21 protein-coding genes are annotated in these 20945 nt (G+C 52.5%); 13 read left to right on the top strand and 8 right to left on the bottom strand.

Features of this window, described 5'->3' with window-relative positions; genetic code table 11:
• Positions 1–20: 20 nt before the first annotated feature.
• The 4 genes from ACFIOZ_RS14970 (at position 21) to ACFIOZ_RS14955 (ending at position 3215) form a co-directional block, all read left to right on the top strand.
• Positions 21–512: a metallophosphoesterase family protein gene (locus ACFIOZ_RS14970; protein ID WP_386079232.1), complete on the top strand. Its 492-nt coding sequence runs from the start codon at positions 21–23 to the stop codon at positions 510–512.
• A 100-nt stretch (positions 513–612) separates the two neighbouring features.
• Positions 613–1344 carry an oxygen-insensitive NADPH nitroreductase gene (gene nfsA, locus ACFIOZ_RS14965; RefSeq protein WP_386079229.1) on the top strand — a complete coding sequence of 244 codons (732 nt, stop codon included), beginning with the start codon at positions 613–615 and terminating at the stop codon, positions 1342–1344.
• Positions 1345–1438: 94 nt separating this feature from the next.
• Positions 1439–2404, top strand: coding sequence for a zinc-binding metallopeptidase family protein (locus ACFIOZ_RS14960; RefSeq protein WP_386079226.1), 966 nt, complete (start codon positions 1439–1441; stop codon positions 2402–2404).
• A 151-nt stretch (positions 2405–2555) separates the two neighbouring features.
• Positions 2556–3215, top strand: a complete 660-nt coding sequence (locus tag ACFIOZ_RS14955; RefSeq protein WP_386079224.1) for a hypothetical protein — start codon at positions 2556–2558, stop codon at positions 3213–3215.
• Positions 3216–3224: 9 nt separating this feature from the next.
• On the opposite strand, the gene ACFIOZ_RS14950 is transcribed toward ACFIOZ_RS14955, so the two are convergent.
• The 4 genes from ACFIOZ_RS14950 to ACFIOZ_RS14935 are packed head-to-tail and all read right to left on the bottom strand — an operon-like array spanning position 3225 to position 8620.
• Positions 3225–4049 carry a PEP-CTERM/exosortase system-associated acyltransferase gene (locus tag ACFIOZ_RS14950; protein ID WP_386079221.1) on the bottom strand — a complete coding sequence of 275 codons (825 nt, stop codon included), beginning with the start codon at positions 4047–4049 and terminating at the stop codon, positions 3225–3227.
• A 31-nt stretch (positions 4050–4080) separates the two neighbouring features.
• Positions 4081–6924 (bottom strand): EAL domain-containing protein, encoded by a 2844-nt coding sequence (locus tag ACFIOZ_RS14945; RefSeq protein WP_386079219.1) that lies wholly within the window; start codon positions 6922–6924, stop codon positions 4081–4083.
• A 33-nt stretch (positions 6925–6957) separates the two neighbouring features.
• The gene (locus tag ACFIOZ_RS14940; protein WP_386079216.1) at positions 6958–8178 is read right to left on the bottom strand and encodes a hypothetical protein; all 1221 of its coding nucleotides are present in this window, start codon (positions 8176–8178) and stop codon (positions 6958–6960) included.
• Positions 8147–8620, bottom strand: a complete 474-nt coding sequence (locus ACFIOZ_RS14935) for a hypothetical protein (RefSeq protein WP_386079213.1) — start codon at positions 8618–8620, stop codon at positions 8147–8149. Before ACFIOZ_RS14935 ends, ACFIOZ_RS14940 begins: the two co-directional genes overlap by 32 nt.
• 352 nt (positions 8621–8972) lie before the next feature.
• On the opposite strand from ACFIOZ_RS14935, the gene ACFIOZ_RS14930 reads away from it, so the two are divergent.
• Positions 8973–9866 carry a dihydrodipicolinate synthase family protein gene (locus tag ACFIOZ_RS14930; protein WP_386079211.1) on the top strand — a complete coding sequence of 298 codons (894 nt, stop codon included), beginning with the start codon at positions 8973–8975 and terminating at the stop codon, positions 9864–9866.
• A gap of 70 nt (positions 9867–9936) precedes the next feature.
• On the opposite strand, the gene ACFIOZ_RS14925 is transcribed toward ACFIOZ_RS14930, so the two are convergent.
• On the bottom strand, positions 9937–10872 hold the full coding sequence (locus ACFIOZ_RS14925) for a glycerophosphodiester phosphodiesterase family protein (protein ID WP_386079208.1): 936 nt from the start codon (positions 10870–10872) through the stop codon (positions 9937–9939).
• Positions 10873–11114: 242 nt separating this feature from the next.
• Between ACFIOZ_RS14925 and ACFIOZ_RS14920 the strand changes: the two genes are divergently transcribed.
• The 3 genes from ACFIOZ_RS14920 to ACFIOZ_RS14910 all read left to right on the top strand — a co-directional run bounded on the left by ACFIOZ_RS14920 (position 11115) and on the right by ACFIOZ_RS14910 (position 14077).
• Complete coding sequence (locus ACFIOZ_RS14920; RefSeq protein ID WP_386079205.1) at positions 11115–12635, top strand: PQQ-dependent sugar dehydrogenase; 1521 nt, start codon at positions 11115–11117, stop codon at positions 12633–12635.
• A gap of 28 nt (positions 12636–12663) precedes the next feature.
• Positions 12664–13353: a VIT1/CCC1 transporter family protein gene (locus tag ACFIOZ_RS14915; protein WP_386079202.1), complete on the top strand. Its 690-nt coding sequence runs from the start codon at positions 12664–12666 to the stop codon at positions 13351–13353.
• A 94-nt stretch (positions 13354–13447) separates the two neighbouring features.
• Entirely contained in the window at positions 13448–14077 is a 630-nt protein-coding gene (locus ACFIOZ_RS14910; protein ID WP_386079200.1) for an SDR family oxidoreductase, read from the top strand.
• 15 nt (positions 14078–14092) lie between these two features.
• On the opposite strand, the gene ACFIOZ_RS14905 is transcribed toward ACFIOZ_RS14910, so the two are convergent.
• Positions 14093–15076, bottom strand: a complete 984-nt coding sequence (locus ACFIOZ_RS14905; RefSeq protein WP_386079197.1) for an aldo/keto reductase — start codon at positions 15074–15076, stop codon at positions 14093–14095.
• 58 nt (positions 15077–15134) lie between these two features.
• On the opposite strand from ACFIOZ_RS14905, the gene ACFIOZ_RS14900 reads away from it, so the two are divergent.
• Complete coding sequence (locus ACFIOZ_RS14900; RefSeq protein ID WP_386079195.1) at positions 15135–16076, top strand: LysR family transcriptional regulator; 942 nt, start codon at positions 15135–15137, stop codon at positions 16074–16076.
• A gap of 31 nt (positions 16077–16107) precedes the next feature.
• Here the strand turns inward: ACFIOZ_RS14900 and ACFIOZ_RS14895 are convergent, their stop codons facing one another.
• Positions 16108–17010, bottom strand: coding sequence for a LysR family transcriptional regulator (locus ACFIOZ_RS14895; RefSeq protein WP_386079192.1), 903 nt, complete (start codon positions 17008–17010; stop codon positions 16108–16110).
• A gap of 106 nt (positions 17011–17116) precedes the next feature.
• On the opposite strand from ACFIOZ_RS14895, the gene trpB reads away from it, so the two are divergent.
• From trpB to ACFIOZ_RS14875, 4 genes are all read left to right on the top strand, one after another.
• Positions 17117–18334, top strand: a complete 1218-nt coding sequence (trpB, locus tag ACFIOZ_RS14890) for a tryptophan synthase subunit beta (RefSeq protein ID WP_386079189.1) — start codon at positions 17117–17119, stop codon at positions 18332–18334.
• Positions 18335–18354: 20 nt separating this feature from the next.
• Positions 18355–19194, top strand: a complete 840-nt coding sequence (gene trpA, locus ACFIOZ_RS14885) for a tryptophan synthase subunit alpha (RefSeq protein WP_386079186.1) — start codon at positions 18355–18357, stop codon at positions 19192–19194.
• A 347-nt stretch (positions 19195–19541) separates the two neighbouring features.
• The gene (locus ACFIOZ_RS14880; protein ID WP_386079184.1) at positions 19542–19862 is read left to right on the top strand and encodes a hypothetical protein; all 321 of its coding nucleotides are present in this window, start codon (positions 19542–19544) and stop codon (positions 19860–19862) included.
• A gap of 44 nt (positions 19863–19906) precedes the next feature.
• Positions 19907–20257, top strand: coding sequence for a VOC family protein (locus ACFIOZ_RS14875; protein ID WP_386079182.1), 351 nt, complete (start codon positions 19907–19909; stop codon positions 20255–20257).
• Positions 20258–20279: 22 nt separating this feature from the next.
• On the opposite strand, the gene ACFIOZ_RS14870 is transcribed toward ACFIOZ_RS14875, so the two are convergent.
• Positions 20280–20918, bottom strand: a complete 639-nt coding sequence (locus tag ACFIOZ_RS14870) for a LysE family translocator (protein ID WP_386079180.1) — start codon at positions 20916–20918, stop codon at positions 20280–20282.
• Positions 20919–20945 lie beyond the last annotated feature (27 nt).

The following is a 20945-nucleotide window of genomic DNA, read 5'->3' as shown; positions in this document are numbered from 1 at the left end:
TCTGCGCAGTGAGGTTGTGAATGTGTCCATCTATACCGTGCTACAGCATTGATACTCCTATTGGCGTGATTGCCGATACCCATGGTGTGCTGCGTGATGAGGCTCTTTATCTACTTGAAGGGTGCGAGCTCATTCTTCACTTGGGGGATGTGGGCAGCAAAGAGGCGGATAAAACGATCTTGCAACGTTTGGAGGCAATGGCGCCTGTGCACTGTGTGAAGGGCAATATCGATACGCCAACGTGGGCAATGAGTTTGCCGATACATCAGGACATCATTGTGAACGAAAAACACCTGCACCTTGTCCACCGCCTAGAGGATTTCGACCCAAGGACTCCCTGTGTGGCTGTTCTGCATGGCCACTCCCACAAGCCACGCAACGAACATCAGGAAGGAAAGCTGCTCTTCAACCCTGGTGCGGCGGGAAAGCGGCGATTCAAGCTGCCTATTACGCTTGGCAAATTATGGATTGATCAACGTGGCGTGCGCGGCGCGATCATCCATTTGCTGTAGTCAGTTTTAAAACAATCAGCCAACCCCGTCATGTTGTACGAATCTGTTACCCTATCGGCTAGTTATGTTAGATAAGCGTTATCCAGAAAAGCGAGGTTCCATGAACGACGTTATTAAGTTACTGAAATCCCACCGTTCGATCCGCAAATTTAGTGATCAGCAGATTTCAAGCGAGTTACTGCGGGAGCTAATTCAAGCCGGCCAGGGTGCAGCCACATCCAGCCATGTTCAGGCATATACCGTTATCCACGTAAAAAACCAGGCGAACCGTGAGCAGATAGCCGAGCTGGCCGGTGGACAGGGTTATATTGCCACCTGTTCAGACTTTCTGGTTTTCTGCGCCGATATGAAGCGCCCAACGGAAGCCTCGGAGCGCACAGGCGCTAACGTTGTTCGAGGCATGACTGAGCAACTATTGGTAGCGACAGTAGATGCAGCGTTGATGGCACAAAATGTAGCGGTAGCTGCTGAGTCGGAGGGGCTAGGAATCTGCTATATCGGTGGTATCCGTAATAACCCCCAACAGATTAGTGATCTGTTACGCCTACCCAAGCACGTTTATCCGGTGTTTGGTATGTGCCTCGGCTATCCAGACCAAGCGCCTGAAGTAAAGCCACGCTTACCCGTGGAGGCGGTTCTCAAAGAAGACTACTACACTGAAGACAGTGAGCAGGTAGAGGCCTTCGACACCACGATGCAGGCTTATTATCAGGCTCGCAGCAGCAGTAATAAAGATACCGACTGGTCCCGCAATCTTAAACCATTGTTCGATAACAAGTTGCGCCCTCATATGCGCGATTTTTTGATCGAGCGCGGTTTCGAAATGAAGTAAGGGGTGCTGCACACTTTTTACAGGACTTTTGGAGAAGAGAACTTTAGTCAGTCGATAGAGGTTCTCTTCTCCTTGCTTTCAGGAGCTTTACCGTATGCGCGTCTTTTCAAATCCCGTCGGTTCCGGCTCTCTATGGTTCGACAATCTTGCCACCGCAGACGGTATCCCCGTTGCCTATGACCCCCAGGCCCGTGCTTTTGTGCCAATGCCGCCTTTCTGTATCAATCGCGACATTATCGGCTGTAACTGGATCGCCCCTAAAGAAGGCGCTTTTTGTCGCGCTTGTGCTATGACAGCGCTGGCGCCAGACCCCAGCCTGCCTGATGCGATGCCAAATTGGGCAAAGACAGAAGCAGCCAAACGCTGGGTTTTAGATAACCTGGGCCGTTGGCACTGGTTCCGCCCGGAAGATCCAGGCGCACCGCCGGTTTTCCATCTGTTGGCGGAAGGGCGTTCGCCTGTCCCCATGGGGCACATAGAGGGGGTAGTGACCATTAGTGTGGCCGAAGTAGACCCTGTGTTAGTCACGACCCGGCGAGAAGCGCTTGAAGAGCCCTATCGCACGATGATCGGACATATGCGTCACGAAATTTCGCATATGCTTTGGTGGCGGCTCAGCTTACGTGAGGATTTCCTAGATGCTTTTCGCGAGATGTTTGGCGACGAGCGTCAGGATTATCAGGCTGCGCTACAGCGCCATTACCAGGATGGCCCACCGCCCGATTGGAAAGAGCACTATTTAACCACCTACGCCTCAGCACATCCACACGAAGATTGGGCCGAAACGGCCGCACACCTGCTGCATTTAACCGATATTGCCGATAGCTTTGCAGCATCAGATCTCGCTTCGCCGGAGCTGCCAAGCCCCCAGTGGGATCCTTATGCCGAGCCAGATGCCGAGCGTTTAATATATGTGGCAGCAGCTTTAACCGTCGGGGTTAACCATGTAAACCGCTCGATGGGGTTGCCGGATCTGTATCCGTTTGTGCTATCAGAGACGGCTCGTCGCAAGCTTGCCTTTGTCCACGACTGGTTACGCCGGGGCGCGCAAGGACTGTGACCCGGAACGCTGATAGCCTTGCTGATTGCCACCGTAATAGTGAAGAATTGTGGTGATCATCTATACTGCAATTCAAGGCTTTATCCGCATGCCTATAACAATAAAGCCGATGGCACCATAAGCCATCGGTTACTCTGCATGGAGACTGTATATGACCCTGGATCGTGCTTACTACCTGCTGGCTGCCTTCTACAGTTTGATGGTCATCATTGGTGTGATTGCCATATTGGCTGGAGGGGGGACGCTACTTGCTCCCATTCATTTGCTGTTGGGTGCATTAGCAGTTATTGGACTATGGGGATACATCCTCAAACGAGGGTTCATGAACCCTCGTATGTGGAGGCCCTTGGCCGGTGTGCTGGCGGTGGGCGTTGTGGTTCAAATGGTCATCATGCTGACATCATCGCTTTCGAGCGTTTTACTAACCTGGATGCTGACCAGTAGCATATTCTCCGTCATGCTGGTGATTATGCTTTACCGTTATGGCGACCGGGATCAACCTCTTTGGGCATCCGATGAGGAGCGCACTGCCGCTCAACAGCTAGACGTGTTACTAAGCGAGCACTCCCCAATTACGGCAATTAAGCGTGACGGCACTCGTGAGAATAGCGTAAAGGTGTCTAAATCGAGTGAAGGTTATAAAGCAAGCGTGACGCGGCGCTCACAAGAGGGTCAAGAGCGCTTTGAAGAGCGTTTCCAATATCCCGAAACGCTAGTGTTTTTCTTGGCAAAATTTACCAGTGTAACGGTGGATGACTTTAGGCGCTCATCACCATTGGATGAGCATGGAGGGGCCACCGTAGAAATATAAACGCAAGGCTCAAGTTGTGAGAGAGGTGCTAGAACATTCATGAGGCACTTCTCTTAATTGAAGCGTTAGTGTTTCTTGTATATGTTGATAGAGTGGTAAAAGTGTTAGTTTTAATCCGTTTTCTGCTTGTTGCTTATTGATGTAGTAGGCGCTTCTGCGACCATGGAAGTCGATTGTTTCGCCTACCTTGGTGAAATGAAACCCAGTAAGGGCGAGAAGTCTAGGTAAACTAGGTTCCATCATTGCAAAAACCTGATTTTTACCTAGTTGTCTACCTAAAACATAGCCTGTGATAAATAGACTGGTAGCTAGGAAAGGAAAAAGTTTTCTCTCTTCAGTAGAAAAAAAAGAAGTATCATTCATGGGGTTGGACGCAGTAGACACAATATCCTCTTTGGGTCTTGTTCTAAAAAGACGATTTACAGCCAGCCGAGAAATTTCATAAAAGCTCTCTGGATCTAATTTGTCGGGATGTAGTTCAGCGTGTGTCAGGCTATCGCGTCCATAAGACTGTAAAGGAAGCTGGTTAAGCGGATAGTGGTTAGAGGGAGTTGGAACAACAACTCGCACGCAGCCTGCTACTAGTCCAGTTCTGCGATGTTCAATCAAACAGTGAATAGAGTTTTGGTCATAGATATCAAATTCTAGTTTTTTAATGGGGTCGCTGGCTTTTTCATATTGAAGCTCTTCACAGTAAACGTCATGCCTTAGGCGATAAGCCAGCTCTTTCTCATGTGCGGCTATGCAAAGCTTGAATTTGAATTCTTTAATGAATCTATCAATCAATACCTCTGGTGATTCCCTATTGTTAGCTTTCTGTTGTGAAGGCTTCATGCGCTATCCCTATTTAAATCCAGAATGAAATTTACGGTAGATTTTTGGTTATGCCAAACGCTGTGTTAAGTTTTATTGGTCTCCCAAGGTAGTATCCTTGCCCATAAGTTATGCCGTAATTTTTTAAGATTGGTAATATCGCTTCCTGATCCACAAATTCTGCAATCGTTTGTTTGCCAAACCCTTTAGCAATGTCTGCAATAGCACGTACGATAATGCGGCTGTCAGGGCTGATTAACAAGCTGCGAATAAAGGAGCCATCAATCTTTATATAATCGACGGGCAACTGGCCTAGATAGTGGAAACTGCTAAAGCCAACCCCAAAGTCATCCAGCGCGGTACGGCAACCCAGGTCGCGTACTGCCTGTAGCACGCCGCGTGCGGTAGAGAAATCGGTTACCGCCGCTGTTTCTGTAACTTCCAATATTAGATGGTGAGGGTCAGCTCCGCTGGCATTCAGCTCATCAGCCAAATACTGTTTTAAGCCTCCATCGTGTAGGGATTGCCCGGAAAGATTCACAGCTAGAGTAATACCTAGATCCTGCAATTGGCTAAGTGCTTTTAAGCTGTGTCGCAATACCCAACGGTCGATTAAGATGATTTGTCCGCTCTGTTCAGCAATAGGAATAAAGTGGGCGGGAGAAATAAGGCTACCATCTGCATCGCGCATTCGCAGCAGTACTTCATGGTGTTTTACGTCATTGTCTTCCAGGCGCATGATGGGCTGCACCATAAGCTCGAAGCTATCCTCTTCAAGTGCATTGCGTATGCGATCAACCCAGTAAACTCGTTCTTGTAGTTCGTCTTTTGCATTCTCTGATTTGGAAAGAAGATGCCAGTGATGAAGACCACTTTCCTTGGCTTTGTACATAGCCACATCAGCACTAGCCATAAGATCTGCAGGTGTAGTGCCATGGGTGGGGAATAGAGCAATGCCAATACTGGCAGTTACACGGTGCCGTCGCTCGCCGACAGCGAAGCCGATACTATCCAGCAGTTGAACTATATATTGCGCCACACTGACTGCTTGATCGGCGTTGGTGTCTTCTAATAAAAGTGCAAACTCGTCGCCACCAAGGCGGGCAATAACGCCACGGCGGCCAAGGTTATGAAGGAGTGTGTCGGCCACTTCGCTTAATAATTTGTCGCCCACATGGTGACCACTCAGCTCGTTTACCTCTTTGAATTGGTCTAAATCCAGCAACAGTACCGCCCCACTTTTTTTCGAGGGACGGTCAAGAGCAATTTGCAATGCATGCTGGAAATAGCGACGGTTGTAAAGCTCTGTCAGCGGGTCGCGTTCTGCCAGCCAGGTTAAACGTGCTTCGGCAGCCTTACGCTCGGTAATATCGAGCCCTACAGATAGGCGGGATACTTTCCCCTCACTACCTGTCTGTAACGGTGCATGGTACCAAGCAATAGTATGGAGCCGGTGATCGGGCGTACGTAGCGTTTTCTCCTCTTGCTGGGGTTGGGAAAACGTATTCACAGTGGTAGGGACGCCCGCCTCGAAAACATCAACAAAATGCCTTCCAAGCAGCGAAGCCTCATTTAGCCCCAACATCAACTGCGCATACTCATTGGCTAGGCTGATCCGACCAGTACAGTCTTGGGCAATAATAAATACCTGAGCTGTGTCCAGCAGACCACTAATGAAATCACGCTCTTCAGCTAACTCTTCAATGCGCTCGGCTAGTTGATGACCGCGCTCCTGAACCTCGCCTTCTAACAATTCAAGTTGCCGCGATAGCTCGAGCGTGCTGCTTTCAAGCACATCTATCTCATCGGGGATCCGGCGCCGGTGGCTGGGAATGGCGGAGTGTATGTCGCTGAACTTGCCGTCGGCTAGGGCAGGGAGCAATCCGGCGATTCTTCGTAGCCTAGCCATTGGGCCTAGCAATATGACTAATAACAGTAGTTCAGCGGCAATCCAGCCGAGCACACCTACGAACAGCAGCATGCGGGTATCCTGATTAATCGCCTTAATTTGTTCGGTAATGTCTGATATCAGCAGGAAGTACCCGATATTATTACGTTCGTTATCCTCTTCCATACGTACTGCGCTGAGTTCTAAATGCCTGCCGTCATACTCAAGACTGAGGGGGGCTTCCATCAAGCGGCGAACAGAAGTCGTATTAGCCGCTTGCTGTAGAGGTATTAAGCTTTGTTCTTCGCTGGTGAGTGCCAGCAACTGGCCATTCCACGCTTGCAACTGCCGTGTTGCGGTTACCTGGCTGTCTTCAACGGATCCTGTTACGAGTAGCGCGACTTCGCTGCCAGAAACTTCTTTGGCTTGCCGAGTGACATCGGCTAGCGAACGGGACAACACGACCATACCGACACTTTCTCCCTCTTCTAGCACCGGTACGGCAGCGAACTGCTGACAGCTAGTTGAACAGCGAAGCGCTGAGAGAGGTTGTTCGGAATTTATGACACGCCTTACCCAGCTTAGTAGGGGGAGCTGTCCTTGCGAATACCCGTTCCCCCAACTGCCCAAGACTTCTCCTTGAGTATTAATGATTAGAATCTCATCAATCCCTGCCTCCAACTGAAGAGCGGGCCACTGGGCGTCCAGAGCTTGTTCGACATCGGCTGAACTACCTGCTTGTAAGGGAAGCCCAAGGCTAGCAGAAGCGGCAGTTAAGCCGGCTAGCTGGCGTAAATTTTCCGATGAGCGGAGTAGCGCTAAGCGGATTTCTCGCTGCTGACGTTCATGATGCTGAGCCCGGCTTTCCTGAAACTGACGAGTTAAGTTGTCGTGGCCTAGCCAAGTAAAAAGCGATACCAGCCCTAAAAGCAGCAGGCTGCTTAACGCGATAACCCGCCATGTTAGGCTAAGGCGCTGAGGCGCTCGCAAAAGGGTAGGTGTTTTCATTGCGGTAACGTCCTAGCCGGATTGGGGGAAGCCTTAAAAGCGCAGTGATAACTGGAATAGCCACATATTCCATCTCCGACTTGTTGCTGATGAATCGGGGTTGTCCTGGATGGGCAGCCAGCCAGTGCCGTCCACATGGTGATATTCCCCTGCCAGCATAACTTGTGGATGCGGTGTCCACTGCAGGCCAAAAGTTAGGTCATCTGCAAATTGGGTATGTGCTGGCCCCTGGCCATTAGCCTCAAACGCTTTACCCGAGGCATCATTACGATTACTGGTTAAACTGTCATACCGTATTAGCCACTGCCAATCGTCATAAAAGCGTCTTGTATACTGTAAATACCAGCTCTCACCTGTGGTATCAAAATTCAAAGAGGACTGATCGAAGTTTTTTAAACCTGAGCGGCGGATCGCATATTCAGCCGTTAAACTCCAAAGCTCTTGATTGTACTGGAGGGAAAATACCCAAGGTTTAAAGTAAAAATCTCCGTCGCTTACTCCGGGTTGGTGTGACTCTATGCGGGATTTCACTTCGGCTTTGCTCACCGCCGCAACAACGCGCCCCCCGTCATGCTCATAGCGAACCTGTGCAATGGCGGATTGCTGAGGATCGAAGGTGCCCGCAATACGATTCAACTGAAGAGTTTGGTTTAAGTCATCTCCAGCCTGGGGCTCACCTAAGCCAATTTGGCCCCGTAGAACCCCATTGCTCAATCGCTCTTCCAAATAAAACGTCACTCCATCGCCTGTAAGAGCCATTGAGCGTGTTCGATCAAAATAGATAGACTGAGGCAGCAAGATACTTGGACGTGTAAAGGCTACATCGCGTGTTTGGTTATAAAAACCAAAAGGATTTTTAATTCGGCCTAGTTGTACACCAAAATTACGCTGTTGATTAGAAATCATTTGGTAATCGATCAGACCGTAATCCAATTTCGGTGCTGCATCGCTGCTATCGCCACCAGCTCGACGACTCAGCACCTGAGCAGCAACAAGCACATCCTGATGAGGACGCAAGGAGACGTTAAGGCCGATCTCGGTGAACTCTAAGCTGCCTTCATCACGGCTACTGTGGCCAAAAAAATTGTTATCGTCAGTAATAACCAGCGCCTGGCTAAGAAAGCCATGCACCTGCAGAGTATCCAACACCTGTTCGTCGCTTTGGGCGTTAGCAGATAACCCCATCACAACGGTGCCTAGCACAGCGGCAATGGCGCGGCATTCATTCCATCGAAATGACTTGGACGCTATCATCCAGATACTCCCTTTCAAGATACCCAATAGCACCCGGCGTCGAGGCAACGCGCTCGCGCATCTCTTCCTGATCGTTTACTCGGTCTGGGGCTTGCCCGGTGCCTGAAAAGACCATGCGATCCCAGGCTAACTGAAGTTGGTGTGGGTAAACAGCCAACTGCTCTTTGGTAAAGCGAGCATGAACGGGGTTGTTGTTATTTAAAACGAATACCCTAACAGCTTGGCCATCCGGCCATGAGCGTTGACGCATGGCGAAAATTGCGCGGGTGGTATCCCGATTCAGCCATTGGGTGGCGACATCAGGATGAGCCACTAAATACAGAGGAACCTCACGTGCGATGGCATTCGTTGCTGCGAAAGTGACTCCCACCAGCAAAAAAAGGGTGGTCACTGCCAGTAAGGCCAGTCGTAATGAAGAGCCACTTATAACGGGTGATGACATTGATGGTGACTTACTGGTTGATTGATGAACACCAGTTTCACGCACGATGCAGCTCTGCTCTGCACATTAACGGTGTATGAATTGATGACGTGTTCCCCTTCGCAGCACTAACAGAACTGTGTTTATACTCAGCTCTTCTGGTATGACTGAAAGATACGCATCCAAACACAATTGTGCCGTATCGATACGGCGCATACGCAAACACTACATCAATTCAAGAAAAATAACAGGATGTTATGTCAACGAATAGCGAGGATAAGTTGTGGCTATTCCATTACCGTATGTTTGTACATAATAGTTAACCGCCTGTGCGACACTGCGATTGGCATCTATCTTCAAAGGAGCACCCATTATGTTCACTGGCCTCAGTGCATTTCCGCTAACCCCTATGAGCGAGCAGGGCATCAAGGAGTTGGAGTTTGCCCATTTGGTTGAGCATTTAGCTGAGGCTGGGGTGGACTCCATAGGCGTGTTGGGCTCGACAGGGAACTACGCCTATTTGAACCCTGATGAGCGTGCCTCTGTTGTGAAGCTTAGCGTTGAAAATGCGGCTGGCGTACCGGTTATCGCGGGCATTGGTGCGTTACGTACCCGTGATGTGCTGACCAATGCAGAGAAGGCTCAGCAGGCAGGCGTCAGCGGTGTATTGCTCGCGCCGGTTTCTTACCAAAAGCTTACCTCTGACGAGGTTTTCGACCTCTACGCTACGGTTTCCCAATCGCTGAGTGTACCGCTTTGCGTTTATGACAACCCCGGTACTACCCATTTTGAATTCAGCGATGAGCTGCATGGTCGGATCGCCCATCTACCCCACGTTCGTTCTATCAAAATTCCCCCGGTGAACAGCGATATTCAAGCGGCAACGGAGCGAGTTGCACGGTTGCGCAAGCTGATTCCCTCTGATGTCACCATCGGTATCAGCGGTGACGCGGCGGCAGCCACCGGTCTAAATGCGGGGTGCGATGCCTGGTACTCGGTTATCGGCGGGATATATCCGAAAGCAGCACTGGCGATCACCCGGGCGGCCCAGGCGGGGGATGCCACAACGGCTCAGCAACTTTCAGAACAGCTTGAGCCCCTGTGGGCGCTATACCGTGAATACGGCGGAAGTCTGCGAGTGGCGGCTACCATTGCAGAAGTCACAGGTAGAGTGAGCCAGCCCTGCTTGCCCCAGCCGCTTCAAACGCTCCAAACGGGAGACCGTAAAAGAGTAGAGCAGGTACTGGAGCAGCTTGGGCTAGAGTAAAATCTTGTATTGAAAACGCCCAGTGAAGGCCGGGCGTAATATCGTTTCAATGAATGCTTATAAAACGAGCTTATTCAACAAGCTCAAGCAAACGGTCAGGGTAATTGGTGAACAGGCCGTTTGCACCCATTTCCATCAAACGCTCCATCTCATCGGTTTCATTAATGGTGTACACGTGTACCGGCAAGTCGTTTTCATTTGCTTGACGGATAAAATCGGCATCGATGACTTCTTGGCCTTCGTAGATATAGTTAGTGCCGATTCCCGACGCGTATTCCGCTATCGCCTGGAAGTCTTCATCATTAATCTCTGCGGGGCCCGATGTCACGCCAGTCCACTCCACTAAACGCGATTCATCCTCTTCACTGGGGTAGTACCAAACCAGTTGAATGAGCGGAATGTCGTCGTTCAGTTTCTGCACTTTGAGCAGGCTCTCCTGCTCGAAAGACTGTACTAATACGCGGCCATTTTCGACCATGTCATAAGCTTCCAGCGTTTCTACCAGGGCTTCTTCCAAGCCCGGGTTTAGCTGCGGTGACTTGGTTTCAATGTAGTAGCGAGCATCGTGACCGAAACGTTCAAAAAGCTCGTCCAGAGTGAGGATATGTGCCCCTGCAAAGGCAGCATCTGCTTTATCAGCATTGGCTTCATTGAACCAAGTGCCGGTATCCAGCGCTTTCAGCTCTTCCAAGGTGAAGTCATTAATCTTGCCTTCACCGTCGCTAGTGCGGTCAATGGCATCATCATGAAATACCACCACTTCACCATCGGCGGTGATTTGGGCGTCCAGCTCTAAGTAATCGACATTCCACTCATGGGCCAATTCATAAGCCGCCATAGTGCTTTCCGGTGCGTGGCCGCTGGCCCCGCGGTGGGCGATTACTTGGAATGTTTCAAGATCTTTTAGCTGCTGTTCCAGTGGCGGCATATCTGCTAAAACAGTCGTGGTGGTAGCACCAGCCAAAAGACCCAGTGTCATTGCGGCGAATAACGGATGATGTTGCATCAAAGCTCCTTAATTGAATGTTCATTCAATAACCTTACATGCATTGAAGCGTTTAAGCCAAATGACCGAGATAGCGGGGGGCAGTACGTGCATCAGCGCTATTAACGCTCAACAGCTGCTAATCTTGAGAACATCCTTTATCGCTACTGACGACTGGAATCTGCAATGCCCACACGATCAGGAAGGTTTGTTATCAGTATTAAGTTCCTTATCGCGTTGCTAACGGGGGATTACTCGGCAGCGTGGTTCAAACCCAGTTTAATTTGGCTGCGTTGCAAAGCATGGGCGTTGAAATACCCACAATGCTACGGCTGGAAACTACGCTTCAAGACCTCATCACGTTTGCACCAGTCTATGCAGCACTATTTATAGTGGGGTTTCTGCCTTCGCAAATAGCCGCTGTGCTGATATCACGCTGGCTGGGCGGCATGTTTCAAGCGTTGTTAAGTGCTGGCGCCGCGGCGATAGCGCTACTGGTCTCATTAAAAATCGTGGATAGTTTGGCCCCCATGCCGACCTTCATCGCGGCTACCCGAGAAATCTCTGGTTTGATCGCCATGCTGTTATGTGCAGCGCTGGCCGGGTGGCTATTCGCGCTGCTCAACGGGCATTCGAGAAATACTCACCGTTCTCATCCTCACGCACTTACCAGCATTGCATTGTGGACGAGTGTCAGTGGCCTCATTGTGATCTCGCCACCGATTCAGGCACAAAGTGTACCGCCGTATAAAGTGAACATCGTCGCTGAGAATTTAGCGTACCCGTGGTCGCTCGCTTTTCTACCTGATGGGCGCATGCTAGTGACAGAGCGCCCGGGGCGTTTAAGAGTGCTAAGCGCGGATGGCAACACCTTGGTGGAATCCCTAGGTGGTTTGCCGAAGGTATATGCCTCTGGTCAGTCAGGTTTATTTGATGTAGCGCTATCGCCGCAGTTTGAAGACGACCAGCAGGTTTATTTCAGTTATGCGTGCGGTAGTGAGGAAGCCAACCACACCTGCCTCGCCAGGGGCACGCTGGCTGAAACCAGCCTCGAAAACGTTGTCGAGATATTCCGTGTGCAGCCCGCTAAACAGGGCAACGCTCACTTTGGCGGGCGCCTGACCTGGCTGCCAGATGAGACCTTGGTTCTTACACTGGGTGATGGCTTTGATTACCGCGAGCAGGCGCAGAACCTCCACAATCACATTGGCACTATTGTACGTCTGAATCGCGATGGCAGCGTACCCGACGACAACCCTTTTGTAGGCCGTGGCGATGCCCACCCGGAGATTTACAGCTACGGTCATCGCAACGTCCAAGGAGTCGTCTACGATGAGGAGAACCAGCGACTGGTTGCCCATGAGCATGGCCCGCGTGGCGGAGATGAGATCAATATTATTGAAGCGGGGGCTAACTACGGTTGGCCAATTGCCACAGGAGGGCTGGATTATACTGGCGCACGTGTCACTCCCTTCAAAGAGTACCCTGGTACTGTGTCGCCTCTTTTAGAATGGACACCCTCTATCGCGCCCTCAGGTATAGCGTTTTATAGCGGCGAACTATTTCCGCAGTGGCAAGGCGATATACTCATTGGATCGCTGGTCAATAAAGAGGTGCGCCGGGTACGTTTATCTCACAATGGTCGACAAGCCAGCGATATAGAAGGCCTGTTTGGTGAGCTGGACGAGCGTATTAGAGATGTGCGGATAGGCCCAGAAGGCGAGGTGTATCTACTTACCGACAGCCCAGAGGGCAGGCTGCTTAGGGTCGTGCCTGCAGAATAGTGCATATGCCTCACACAAAGGAAAGCCCATGATCCATACAGAACATCACCGTTCCCACCGTAACGGTTGGCTACGTGCCGCTGTAATGGGGGCTAACGATGGCATCGTTTCTACGAGCAGTTTGATACTGGGTGTTGCCGCGGCGAGTACCACTCTAAGTGATATTATGTTGGCGGGAATTGCGGGCTTGGTGGCAGGTGCCATGTCGATGGCCGCAGGCGAGTATGTTTCGGTAAGCTCACAATCGGACACTGAAAACGCTGATCTTGAGATCGAACGCAAAGCACTGGATGAGCATTACGAACTAGAACAGGAAGAGCTTGCGGCTATCTATGAAACCCGCGGCTTGGCGCCCGAACTGGCAAAGCTGGTCGCTGAGCAATTGATGACCAACGATGCCCTGGGCGCGCATGCGCGAGATGAGATCGGCATCACCGACACCAGCCAAGCTCGCCCACTTCAGGCAGCACTCTCTTCAGCCACGACGTTCACCATCGGTGCACTGCTACCGCTGCTAGTCGCGTGGTGGGCACCACATGCACTGCTGATTCCACTAGTAGCGCTGTTCTCACTGCTCTTTTTAGCCTTTCTGGGGGCTATCGCTGCCCGAGTGGGCGGAGCACCAATCCTAAAAGCAGCGGCAAGAGTAATGTTCTGGGGCGCGCTCGCCATGTCTTTAACATCCGCCATCGGACATCTGTTTGGCGTGATGGCTTAGAGACATACTGCGCCGACACTGTTCGCATCCCAGGGTTGAATTCCACCTAAGTGCCTGCACTGATAAGGGAGTAATCAATTCACAAGGAGTCGTTATGACAACGTTAGTGATTGGCGCGAACGGACAGATTGGTAAACAGTTTTGCGAGCTGGCCCAACAAGCGGGCACGCCTATTAAAGCGATGATTCGCAGTGAAGAGCAGGCGTTGTGGTTTAAAGAGCGTGGTATCGACACTGTAATAGCCGATTTGGAAGGCGCGTTTGAACACGCCTTTGAAGGTTGCGATCAAGTGGTCTTCACGGCGGGGTCTGGGCCCCACACCGGGCCAGATAAAACGCTGATGATCGACCTTTATGGTGCCATTCGTACCGCCGACATTGCTAAGCAAAAAGGTCTTTCACGCTACATTATGGTGAGCGCCATGCGGGCAGAAAAGCCCCTGGAAGCACCTGAGAAAATGCGCCCCTACATGGCCGCAAAATTCGCCGCCGACGCACACCTGAGTAATAGCGGCGTTCCCTATGTCATTCTCAAGCCGGGGAGGCTAACCGACGAAGCCGCTAGCCAGCAGTTTGCCAGCACGGTGGAGGAGTCTGGCGATAACCAGATCTCCCGTGCCAATGTGGCTCATGCACTGCTGCATGTGGTGCAAACCCCTGGCGTGGTCAATCAAGAGTACCTACTGCTGGATGGTAAGCGTTCGATGAGTGAGATTATTCAGTAAGTAGCTCTCAGCCACTCATGCATTAACCCCCTTCATGCCTTCCGGTGTATAGCGCTCACCGATCACTGGAAGGTTTGCGGTGGCCGCCTCAAGCTGTTGCTGTTCGTCGCTGGTTAGGGTTATGGATGCTGCTGCTGCATTCTCTTCGAGGTAGCGCAGCCGCTTGGTACCGGGGATCGGCACAATGCTGTCGCCTTTAGATAGCAGCCAAGCCAGCGATAGTTGCGCCGGGGTGCACTCTTTAAGTGTCGCCATGTCACTAATTACCTCGGCGATTCTGCGGTTAGTGACCATAGCCTGTTCAGAAAAACGCGGCAGATTGGAACGGAAATCGCCTTCCTCAAAATCTTCAGCGGCTTGAAACCTTCCCGTCAAGAAGCCCCGACCCAGAGGTGAGTAGGGCACAAAGCCAATACCGAGTTCCTTGCAGGTAGGCAGCACCGCTTGTTCAACGTCCCGCGTCCAGAGCGAATACTCGGTTTGCACAGCGGTTACCGGGTGTACCGCATGGGCTCGGCGCAGGGTCTCTGCACTGACTTCACAGAGGCCAATGTGGGCGATTTTTCCCTCTTTTACCAGTTGGGCGAGTCCTTCCATGGTCGCTTCAATGGGCGTGGCCGGGTTAACGCGATGGACGTAGTAGAGGTCAATCTGTTCGACGCCTAGCCGCTTAAGCGATGCTTCGCAGGCTTGGCGGGCATAGCTTGCGCTGCTGTCCAGGCTGCGCTGGTACTCACCGGGCTTGCGCACAATGCCAAACTTGGTCGCAATACGTACCTTGGGTTTATGGCTGGCGAGAAAACGGCCAATCAACTCCTCGTTATGGTGTGGGCCGTACATATCCGCCGTGTCGAAAAAGTCGATGCCCATTTCCACCGCGCGGGCCAATACCCGCAGCGACTCACTGTCGTCACGGGGGCCGTAAAACTCGCTCATTCCCATGCAGCCTAAGCCAATGGCGGAAAGGGTCAGGTCGCTGCCCAGTGTGCGTGTTTGCATAATGTTGCTCCTTGAATCGTTCTTGAGTCGCGGAGTGACAGCGTGGCACTATCCAGTAATGGAAAAAATAAACGAATTGGGTAAGTCGATTTCCGGTTTTGAAAAGCAGATGCCCCGCGGGTGGGTTTGGGATGACACGCGCACCTTTCTGGCGGTGGCCCGTCATGGCACCTTGAGCGGCGCGGCAGCGGAACTCCACCTGGGTATCGCGACGCTCTCCCGGCGTATAGAGCGGCTGGAAAAAGCCTTACAGCTACCGCTGTTTGTGCGTCAGCAGTCGGGCTATCAGCTTACTGAAGAAGGGGCAGGGCTAATCGAAAAAGCCGAAGCCCTGGAAGCCGCTGCGTCGGCCTTTGCCAGCGGGGTGTCCCACGCCACGCAGCTTAGCGGCAGGGTACGTTTGGCCACTGCCGAAAACCTTGCCACAGCGCTGATTCTGCCCGCGTTGCCACGATTCCATGCTCAGTATCCCGGTATCAGGCTTGAGCTGGTGACCGACATCACTACGGTTAACCTGCACCGCCGCGACGCCGATTTGGCACTTAGAATGGTCAAGCCGGAGCGGGGCAATGTCACCCTTCGTCGCCTGGGCACCCTGGGGTTTGGGCTTTATGCTAGCCACGGTTATGTGGCCCAGCGTGAGGCTCATCGTGACGCGGGCAATTACGACAGCGACGCTTTTATCACCTGGAGCGAAACGCAGGCGCACCTGCCTGCCGCCCAGTGGGTTGAGCGGGTACTGCAGGGGCGCGAACCCGCGCTAACCACCACCTCGCTGGCGACCCAGCTAGCGGCGACGAAAGCGGGGCTGGGGATAGCGGTATTGCCGCATTTTTTGGCGTTGGAGGCTGGACTGGTCTGTGTTGCTGGCGATATTGGCGTGGATCAGCCCATCTACCTCGTTATCCAGACGGATCTCACCCAATCAGGCCGTACCCGGGCCGTGGCGGACTTTCTTACTGAACTGGTGGCCAATAACCGCGAGCGCTTGAGTGGGTGATACAGCGCTAAGTTTTCACTTTTTATCCTACCTACCCCAGCTCCCCTTTAAGCCACTCCGCCAACGGCTCGCTGCGGCGCGGGTAGGAGAGTAAGCCGGCTTGGCTGGGCAGCCACAGGCAGAGGCGCCCAGGTGTTCGGATACTTCCCCAGGGGGCCACCAACCGGCCACTCCTCAGGTCGTCTTCCACTAATAGCCGTGGCGCGATGGCGATACCCAGACCCGCTACTGCCGCTTCCATCAAATAGTAAAGGTGCTCAAACCCCTGGCCTTTGCTTAACGCTTCTTCAAGCTGAGCGAGTTCAAGCCCATGAGCGTTGGCCCACTGCGGCCACGCCTGGGGGCGGGAAGCGGTGTACAGTAGCTTGTTGGCAAAGAGTGTTTCTGGTTTGGTGGCGTCGATGAGGGCCATCAACTGGGGACTTACTACCGCGCAGATCTGTTCCGGCATTAGCTCGAATACCTCTACGTCTGCAGGCCAGGGTGGCTCGGAAAATGCCAGGGTAGCGCTGGCGTCGCTCTGCATACCAGGTTGCTCACTTTCGCTGACGACCACTTTCAGTTTCAGCTCTGGCAGCTCGCGGTGCAGGCGATCAAGACGGGGAATCAGCCAGCGGGCCAATAGGCTGCCAGGGCAGGCGAGGGTAAAGGGCGCCTCCTCTATATCACGCTTGAGCGCGACGCAACTATCCTTGAGGCGGGTGAACGCCTCACCCACTCCGTTTTGAAGCTGCTCACCATGCGGCGTAAGCGCAATGCCACGGCCTGCTTTGGCAAATAGCGGAATGCCAAAATGATCATCCAGGCTTTTAAGCTGCCGGCTTACAGCGCCGTGGGTAACGTTAAGCTCTTCCGCAGCGGCGGTGACACTACCCAGCCGGGCGGTAGCTTCAAAGGCGCGCAAGGCGCTAAGCGGTGGCATGCTGTTTTGCATTAATAGGTGACTCCAGCTCACATGTTGATGACATCTTATCGATTTTTATCCCCACCCGCTTGCGCTACTTTCACTACATTGTTTGATAACGCATTCAGAGGTCGTGATGAATCAACCTGTAGACGTATCCAATAGCCTGCCCGACGCCAACGGATTATTTGGCAGCTTCGGCGGTCGCTTTGTCGCCGAAACGCTAATGCCGTTGATTCTAGAGCTGCAAGACGAATACACCACCGCCAAGAACGACCCCGAATTTCAGCGCCAGCTGGCCTATTTTCAAGGTGACTACGTCGGGCGGCCCAGCCCGCTCTACTTTGCCGAACGGTTGACCGAGCATTTTGGTGGGGCCAGCATCTATTTAAAGCGCGAAGAGCTCAACCACACCGGCGCGCACAAGATCAACAACTGCATCGGCCAGGTACTGCTGGCCAAGCAGATGGGAAAAAAACGCATTATCGCCGAAACCGGCGCCGGTATGCACGGCGTTGCCACCGCTACCGTTGCGGCGCGCTTTGGTTTGCCTTGTGTCATCTATATGGGCGCAACCGACATCGAGCGTCAGCAGACCAACGTATTCCGCATGAAGCTGCTGGGCGCGGAAGTCATCCCCGTTACCTCGGGTACAGGCACGCTAAAAGACGCCATGAACGAAGCGCTGCGCGACTGGGTAACGAACGTCGACGACACCTTCTACATCATTGGCACCGTGGCGGGCCCGCACCCGTACCCGGCCATGGTGCGTGACTTCCAGGCCGTGATTGGCCATGAAACCCGTACCCAAATGCTGGAAAAGAAAGGTCGCCTGCCGGATTCGCTGGTGGCTTGCATTGGCGGTGGTTCAAACGCCATGGGGCTGTTTCACCCCTTCCTGAATGACCTTGATGTGAAGATGATTGGCGTGGAAGCGGGTGGCAAGGGCGTTAAAAGCGGCTTGCACGCGGCCAGCCTGAACGGCGGCACCCCCGGCGTGCTGCACGGTAACCGCACTTACTTGCTGCAAAACGAAGATGGCCAGATTATCGACGCTCACTCGATTTCCGCTGGGCTGGATTACCCCGGTATCGGGCCAGAGCACGCATGGTTGCACGAGCAGGGACGGGTCGAGTACGTCTCTGCCACTGACGACGAAGCGCTGGAAGCCTTCCAGGTCTGCTGCCGCCAGGAGGGCATTATTCCCGCCTTGGAGACCGCCCATGCCCTGGCCGAAGTGGCCAAGCGTGCCCCCAGTCTGCCCCGCGAGCACTTAATGGTGGTCAACCTGAGCGGCCGGGGTGACAAGGACATGATGAGCGTAGCCCATCATCTGGGGGAAAAATTCAAATGAGTGCGTTCCTGGAGACTGTCATGAATAATACTTCTCGCCTGAAAAACTGCTTTGCCGAGCTCAAACAGCAAAACCGCCCGGCGCTGGTCAGTTATCTGACCGCTGGCGACCCGGACGCCGAGACCTCCCGACGTCTGCTGCACGGGCTGCCCGCGGCAGGGGTGGATATTATTGAACTTGGCATGCCGTTTAGCGACCCCATGGCCGATGGCCCCGCTATTCAAAAAGCCGCGTTGCGAGCGCTGCACAGCGGCCAAACCCAAGCTAAAACATTAGAGATGGTACGCCGATTTCGTGAACAGAACAGCACCACGCCGATTGTGCTGATGGGCTACTACAATCCTATTTTCTGTTACGGCGTCGAGCGCTTCTTATCTGATGCCGTCAGCGCTGGTGTCGATGGTCTGATCGTAGTGGATCTACCCCCCGAACACGACGAAGAGCTCTGCCATCCAGCGGCCCAACATGGCATCGATTTTATCCGCCTAGCGACACCGACCACCGATGCCAAGCGCCTGCCGAAAGTGCTGGCTAATACCTCTGGATTTATCTATTACGTTTCAGTAGCTGGGGTCACCGGTGGTAACGCCCCTACACCGGAACGACTGGAAAGCGCCGTTAATCAACTGCGCGAACACACTGAACTGCCTATTGCTGTGGGCTTCGGTATTCGCACTGCCGAGCAAGCTGCCACCATTGGCCGCTTCAGCGATGCAGTCGTTGTCGGCTCTGCGTTAGTCGACTGTATCGAACGTGCCAATACGCCGGATGAAGCCGTTGAACAGGTACATAGCCTGGTCAGCGAACTGGCAGAAAGTATTAGGGCGTGTCGCACCGCAAGCGAGCCACAAATCTGCTGATACAAGCACAGCAAAAAAGAGTGATACGCTAAGAGAGCAGGCCAATAATGCCTGCTCTTTTTTTTAAGGTTGAGCAGAGTCTGAATTACTCAGGACATATTTTTTAATATGAGGCTCGAATGAACACAGGCACTACTATCGTGTTGGGTCTTGTGACGACTATTGCAGCAGTTCGCTCGATGAGTAAAAATGCTCGCCTTCCTCGCTTGTGGGCTCTGATTACCCCAAGCATTATCAAGACTCGTATTGCCTGCTGATCTTTCCCATAGCATACGCTTAGGTGCGCGATTCAAGCGTGTTTACTGCAGGCAGCAACCATCCAATATTCTATAAAACAGAGAGAAACAATGGGAAAGCTCTTTTCGCTGGTTTTATTGGTAGTGCTTGGCTATACAGGTATCTACTTCTATTACGGCATTGTCATTGAACGAGAAGTTCAGCAGCAGTTGGATGAGCGCGGCCTCTCTGCCGTCAGCGTGGATAACATTGAGTATGGTGTGCTGGCGCCTATTAACACGATTGCCAACATAGAGGTGACCGTCACTTATCGCGGCTCTCAAGCAACGTTGGATCTGATAGTGCAGGGCCATCCCTTATTCTCTGATGAAGTCAGTGTCGAATTCGATGGGCTGCAAGCACTAAGTTTAGGCATCGGTTTCGGCCAATAGATAACGCCTCTGTCGTCTGAAAAAAAACAACTAAGGAGCAGGCTATGAACCAGCATGAAAAGCTCAACTACGTTGAGTTCGCCGCGAAAGATTTAGCCGCAACAAAGGCCTTTTTCTCTGCGGCGTTTGGTTGGGAGTTTGTCGATTACGGCCCTGAATACGCCGCGTTTTCCAACCAGGGGTTGGATGGTGGCTTCTACCAAGCTGATGCCTGCAACCAAACCTCAAACGGCGGCGCACTGCTGGTTTTCTATAGTGCTGACATTGACGCAACACTCAACAAAGTTGAGAGGAGCGGCGGTGAGATCATTAGGCCTATTTTTGAGTTTCCAGGCGGCCGCCGCTTTCACTTTCAGGAGCCCAGTGGCAACGAATTTGCGGTTTGGTCGGAGTAGCTATTCTCATCAAATAGTTAGGTTAGGTAGTCGTAGAAGTGAGCGGAACCCAAACATGCTCAACACCAATCGACAAAGCTACGGCAATCAGTAACCCTGCCATCACCCAATTGAAGTACTTAATGATGCCGACGCTTTTAATGCGATGGCCCACGAAATTGCCCATCACGATATAGCTGCCGGGTGCGCCAGCGGCCAACATGGCCAACCCCAATGCCCAGACTACTAAGCTAGACCCCTCAATCCCTGCTGCCGGAAATTGCAGTGTGGTAATTGGCAGGGTAGCGACAATGGCTTTGGGATTAAGCAACTGCATCACCAGCCCATCTCGGAAGCTTACTAGCCGAGGGGCATGATTGGGCCTGTTTACATCGGTGTTTGAATGGGGGCTTAAATCAACGCTAGTGCGGGCAATTTTCGTCGCTAGATAAATAATATAGCCACAGCCCAATGCGCTCACGACGATCAGTGCCTCATCGTCGATCCAAGCAGCGCCCGCCCAGCCTAATACTACTAAGTACGCCAGCATCGCGGTGCCTACGCCAAGGCAAAACCCAACCGACTGCCTAGCTTGCCCATTGATGCCAATATTTAAACCAAGCAGATTCACAGGCCCAGGCGAATACATAGCGCCTAGGGCATAGGCGACAATTCCTAACATGGTAAACCTCTATTTAGGTATTTGGGT

Source organism: Vreelandella sp. F11, from assembly GCF_042466685.1.
Classification (GTDB): Bacteria; Pseudomonadota; Gammaproteobacteria; order Pseudomonadales; family Halomonadaceae; genus Vreelandella.
Note: the sequence above shows the minus strand (reverse complement) of the source record. Positions and strands in the feature narration are given on the sequence as shown.

What these genes read in the sequence shown, in the direction of transcription:
- ACFIOZ_RS14925 (WP_386079208.1), bottom strand. Translation starts at nt 10,872, where the DNA reads ATGCAACATCATCCGTTATTCGCCGCAATGACACTGGGTCTTTTGGCT.
- ACFIOZ_RS14895 (WP_386079192.1), bottom strand. Translation starts at nt 17,010, where the DNA reads ATGCAAAACAGCATGCCACCGCTTAGCGCCTTGCGCGCCTTTGAAGCT.
- ACFIOZ_RS14950 (WP_386079221.1), bottom strand. Translation starts at nt 4,049, where the DNA reads ATGAAGCCTTCACAACAGAAAGCTAACAATAGGGAATCACCAGAGGTA.
- ACFIOZ_RS14870 (WP_386079180.1), bottom strand. Translation starts at nt 20,918, where the DNA reads ATGTTAGGAATTGTCGCCTATGCCCTAGGCGCTATGTATTCGCCTGGG.
- ACFIOZ_RS14910 (WP_386079200.1), top strand. Translation starts at nt 13,448, where the DNA reads ATGACAACGTTAGTGATTGGCGCGAACGGACAGATTGGTAAACAGTTT.
- ACFIOZ_RS14880 (WP_386079184.1), top strand. Translation starts at nt 19,542, where the DNA reads ATGGGAAAGCTCTTTTCGCTGGTTTTATTGGTAGTGCTTGGCTATACA.
- ACFIOZ_RS14960 (WP_386079226.1), top strand. Translation starts at nt 1,439, where the DNA reads ATGCGCGTCTTTTCAAATCCCGTCGGTTCCGGCTCTCTATGGTTCGAC.
- nfsA (WP_386079229.1), top strand. Translation starts at nt 613, where the DNA reads ATGAACGACGTTATTAAGTTACTGAAATCCCACCGTTCGATCCGCAAA.
- ACFIOZ_RS14875 (WP_386079182.1), top strand. Translation starts at nt 19,907, where the DNA reads ATGAACCAGCATGAAAAGCTCAACTACGTTGAGTTCGCCGCGAAAGAT.
- ACFIOZ_RS14900 (WP_386079195.1), top strand. Translation starts at nt 15,135, where the DNA reads ATGGAAAAAATAAACGAATTGGGTAAGTCGATTTCCGGTTTTGAAAAG.
- ACFIOZ_RS14955 (WP_386079224.1), top strand. Translation starts at nt 2,556, where the DNA reads ATGACCCTGGATCGTGCTTACTACCTGCTGGCTGCCTTCTACAGTTTG.
- ACFIOZ_RS14930 (WP_386079211.1), top strand. Translation starts at nt 8,973, where the DNA reads ATGTTCACTGGCCTCAGTGCATTTCCGCTAACCCCTATGAGCGAGCAG.
- ACFIOZ_RS14945 (WP_386079219.1), bottom strand. Translation starts at nt 6,924, where the DNA reads ATGAAAACACCTACCCTTTTGCGAGCGCCTCAGCGCCTTAGCCTAACA.
- ACFIOZ_RS14905 (WP_386079197.1), bottom strand. Translation starts at nt 15,076, where the DNA reads ATGCAAACACGCACACTGGGCAGCGACCTGACCCTTTCCGCCATTGGC.
- ACFIOZ_RS14940 (WP_386079216.1), bottom strand. Translation starts at nt 8,178, where the DNA reads ATGATAGCGTCCAAGTCATTTCGATGGAATGAATGCCGCGCCATTGCC.
- ACFIOZ_RS14970 (WP_386079232.1), top strand. Translation starts at nt 21, where the DNA reads ATGTGTCCATCTATACCGTGCTACAGCATTGATACTCCTATTGGCGTG.
- trpB (WP_386079189.1), top strand. Translation starts at nt 17,117, where the DNA reads ATGAATCAACCTGTAGACGTATCCAATAGCCTGCCCGACGCCAACGGA.
- trpA (WP_386079186.1), top strand. Translation starts at nt 18,355, where the DNA reads ATGAATAATACTTCTCGCCTGAAAAACTGCTTTGCCGAGCTCAAACAG.
- ACFIOZ_RS14935 (WP_386079213.1), bottom strand. Translation starts at nt 8,620, where the DNA reads ATGTCATCACCCGTTATAAGTGGCTCTTCATTACGACTGGCCTTACTG.
- ACFIOZ_RS14915 (WP_386079202.1), top strand. Translation starts at nt 12,664, where the DNA reads ATGATCCATACAGAACATCACCGTTCCCACCGTAACGGTTGGCTACGT.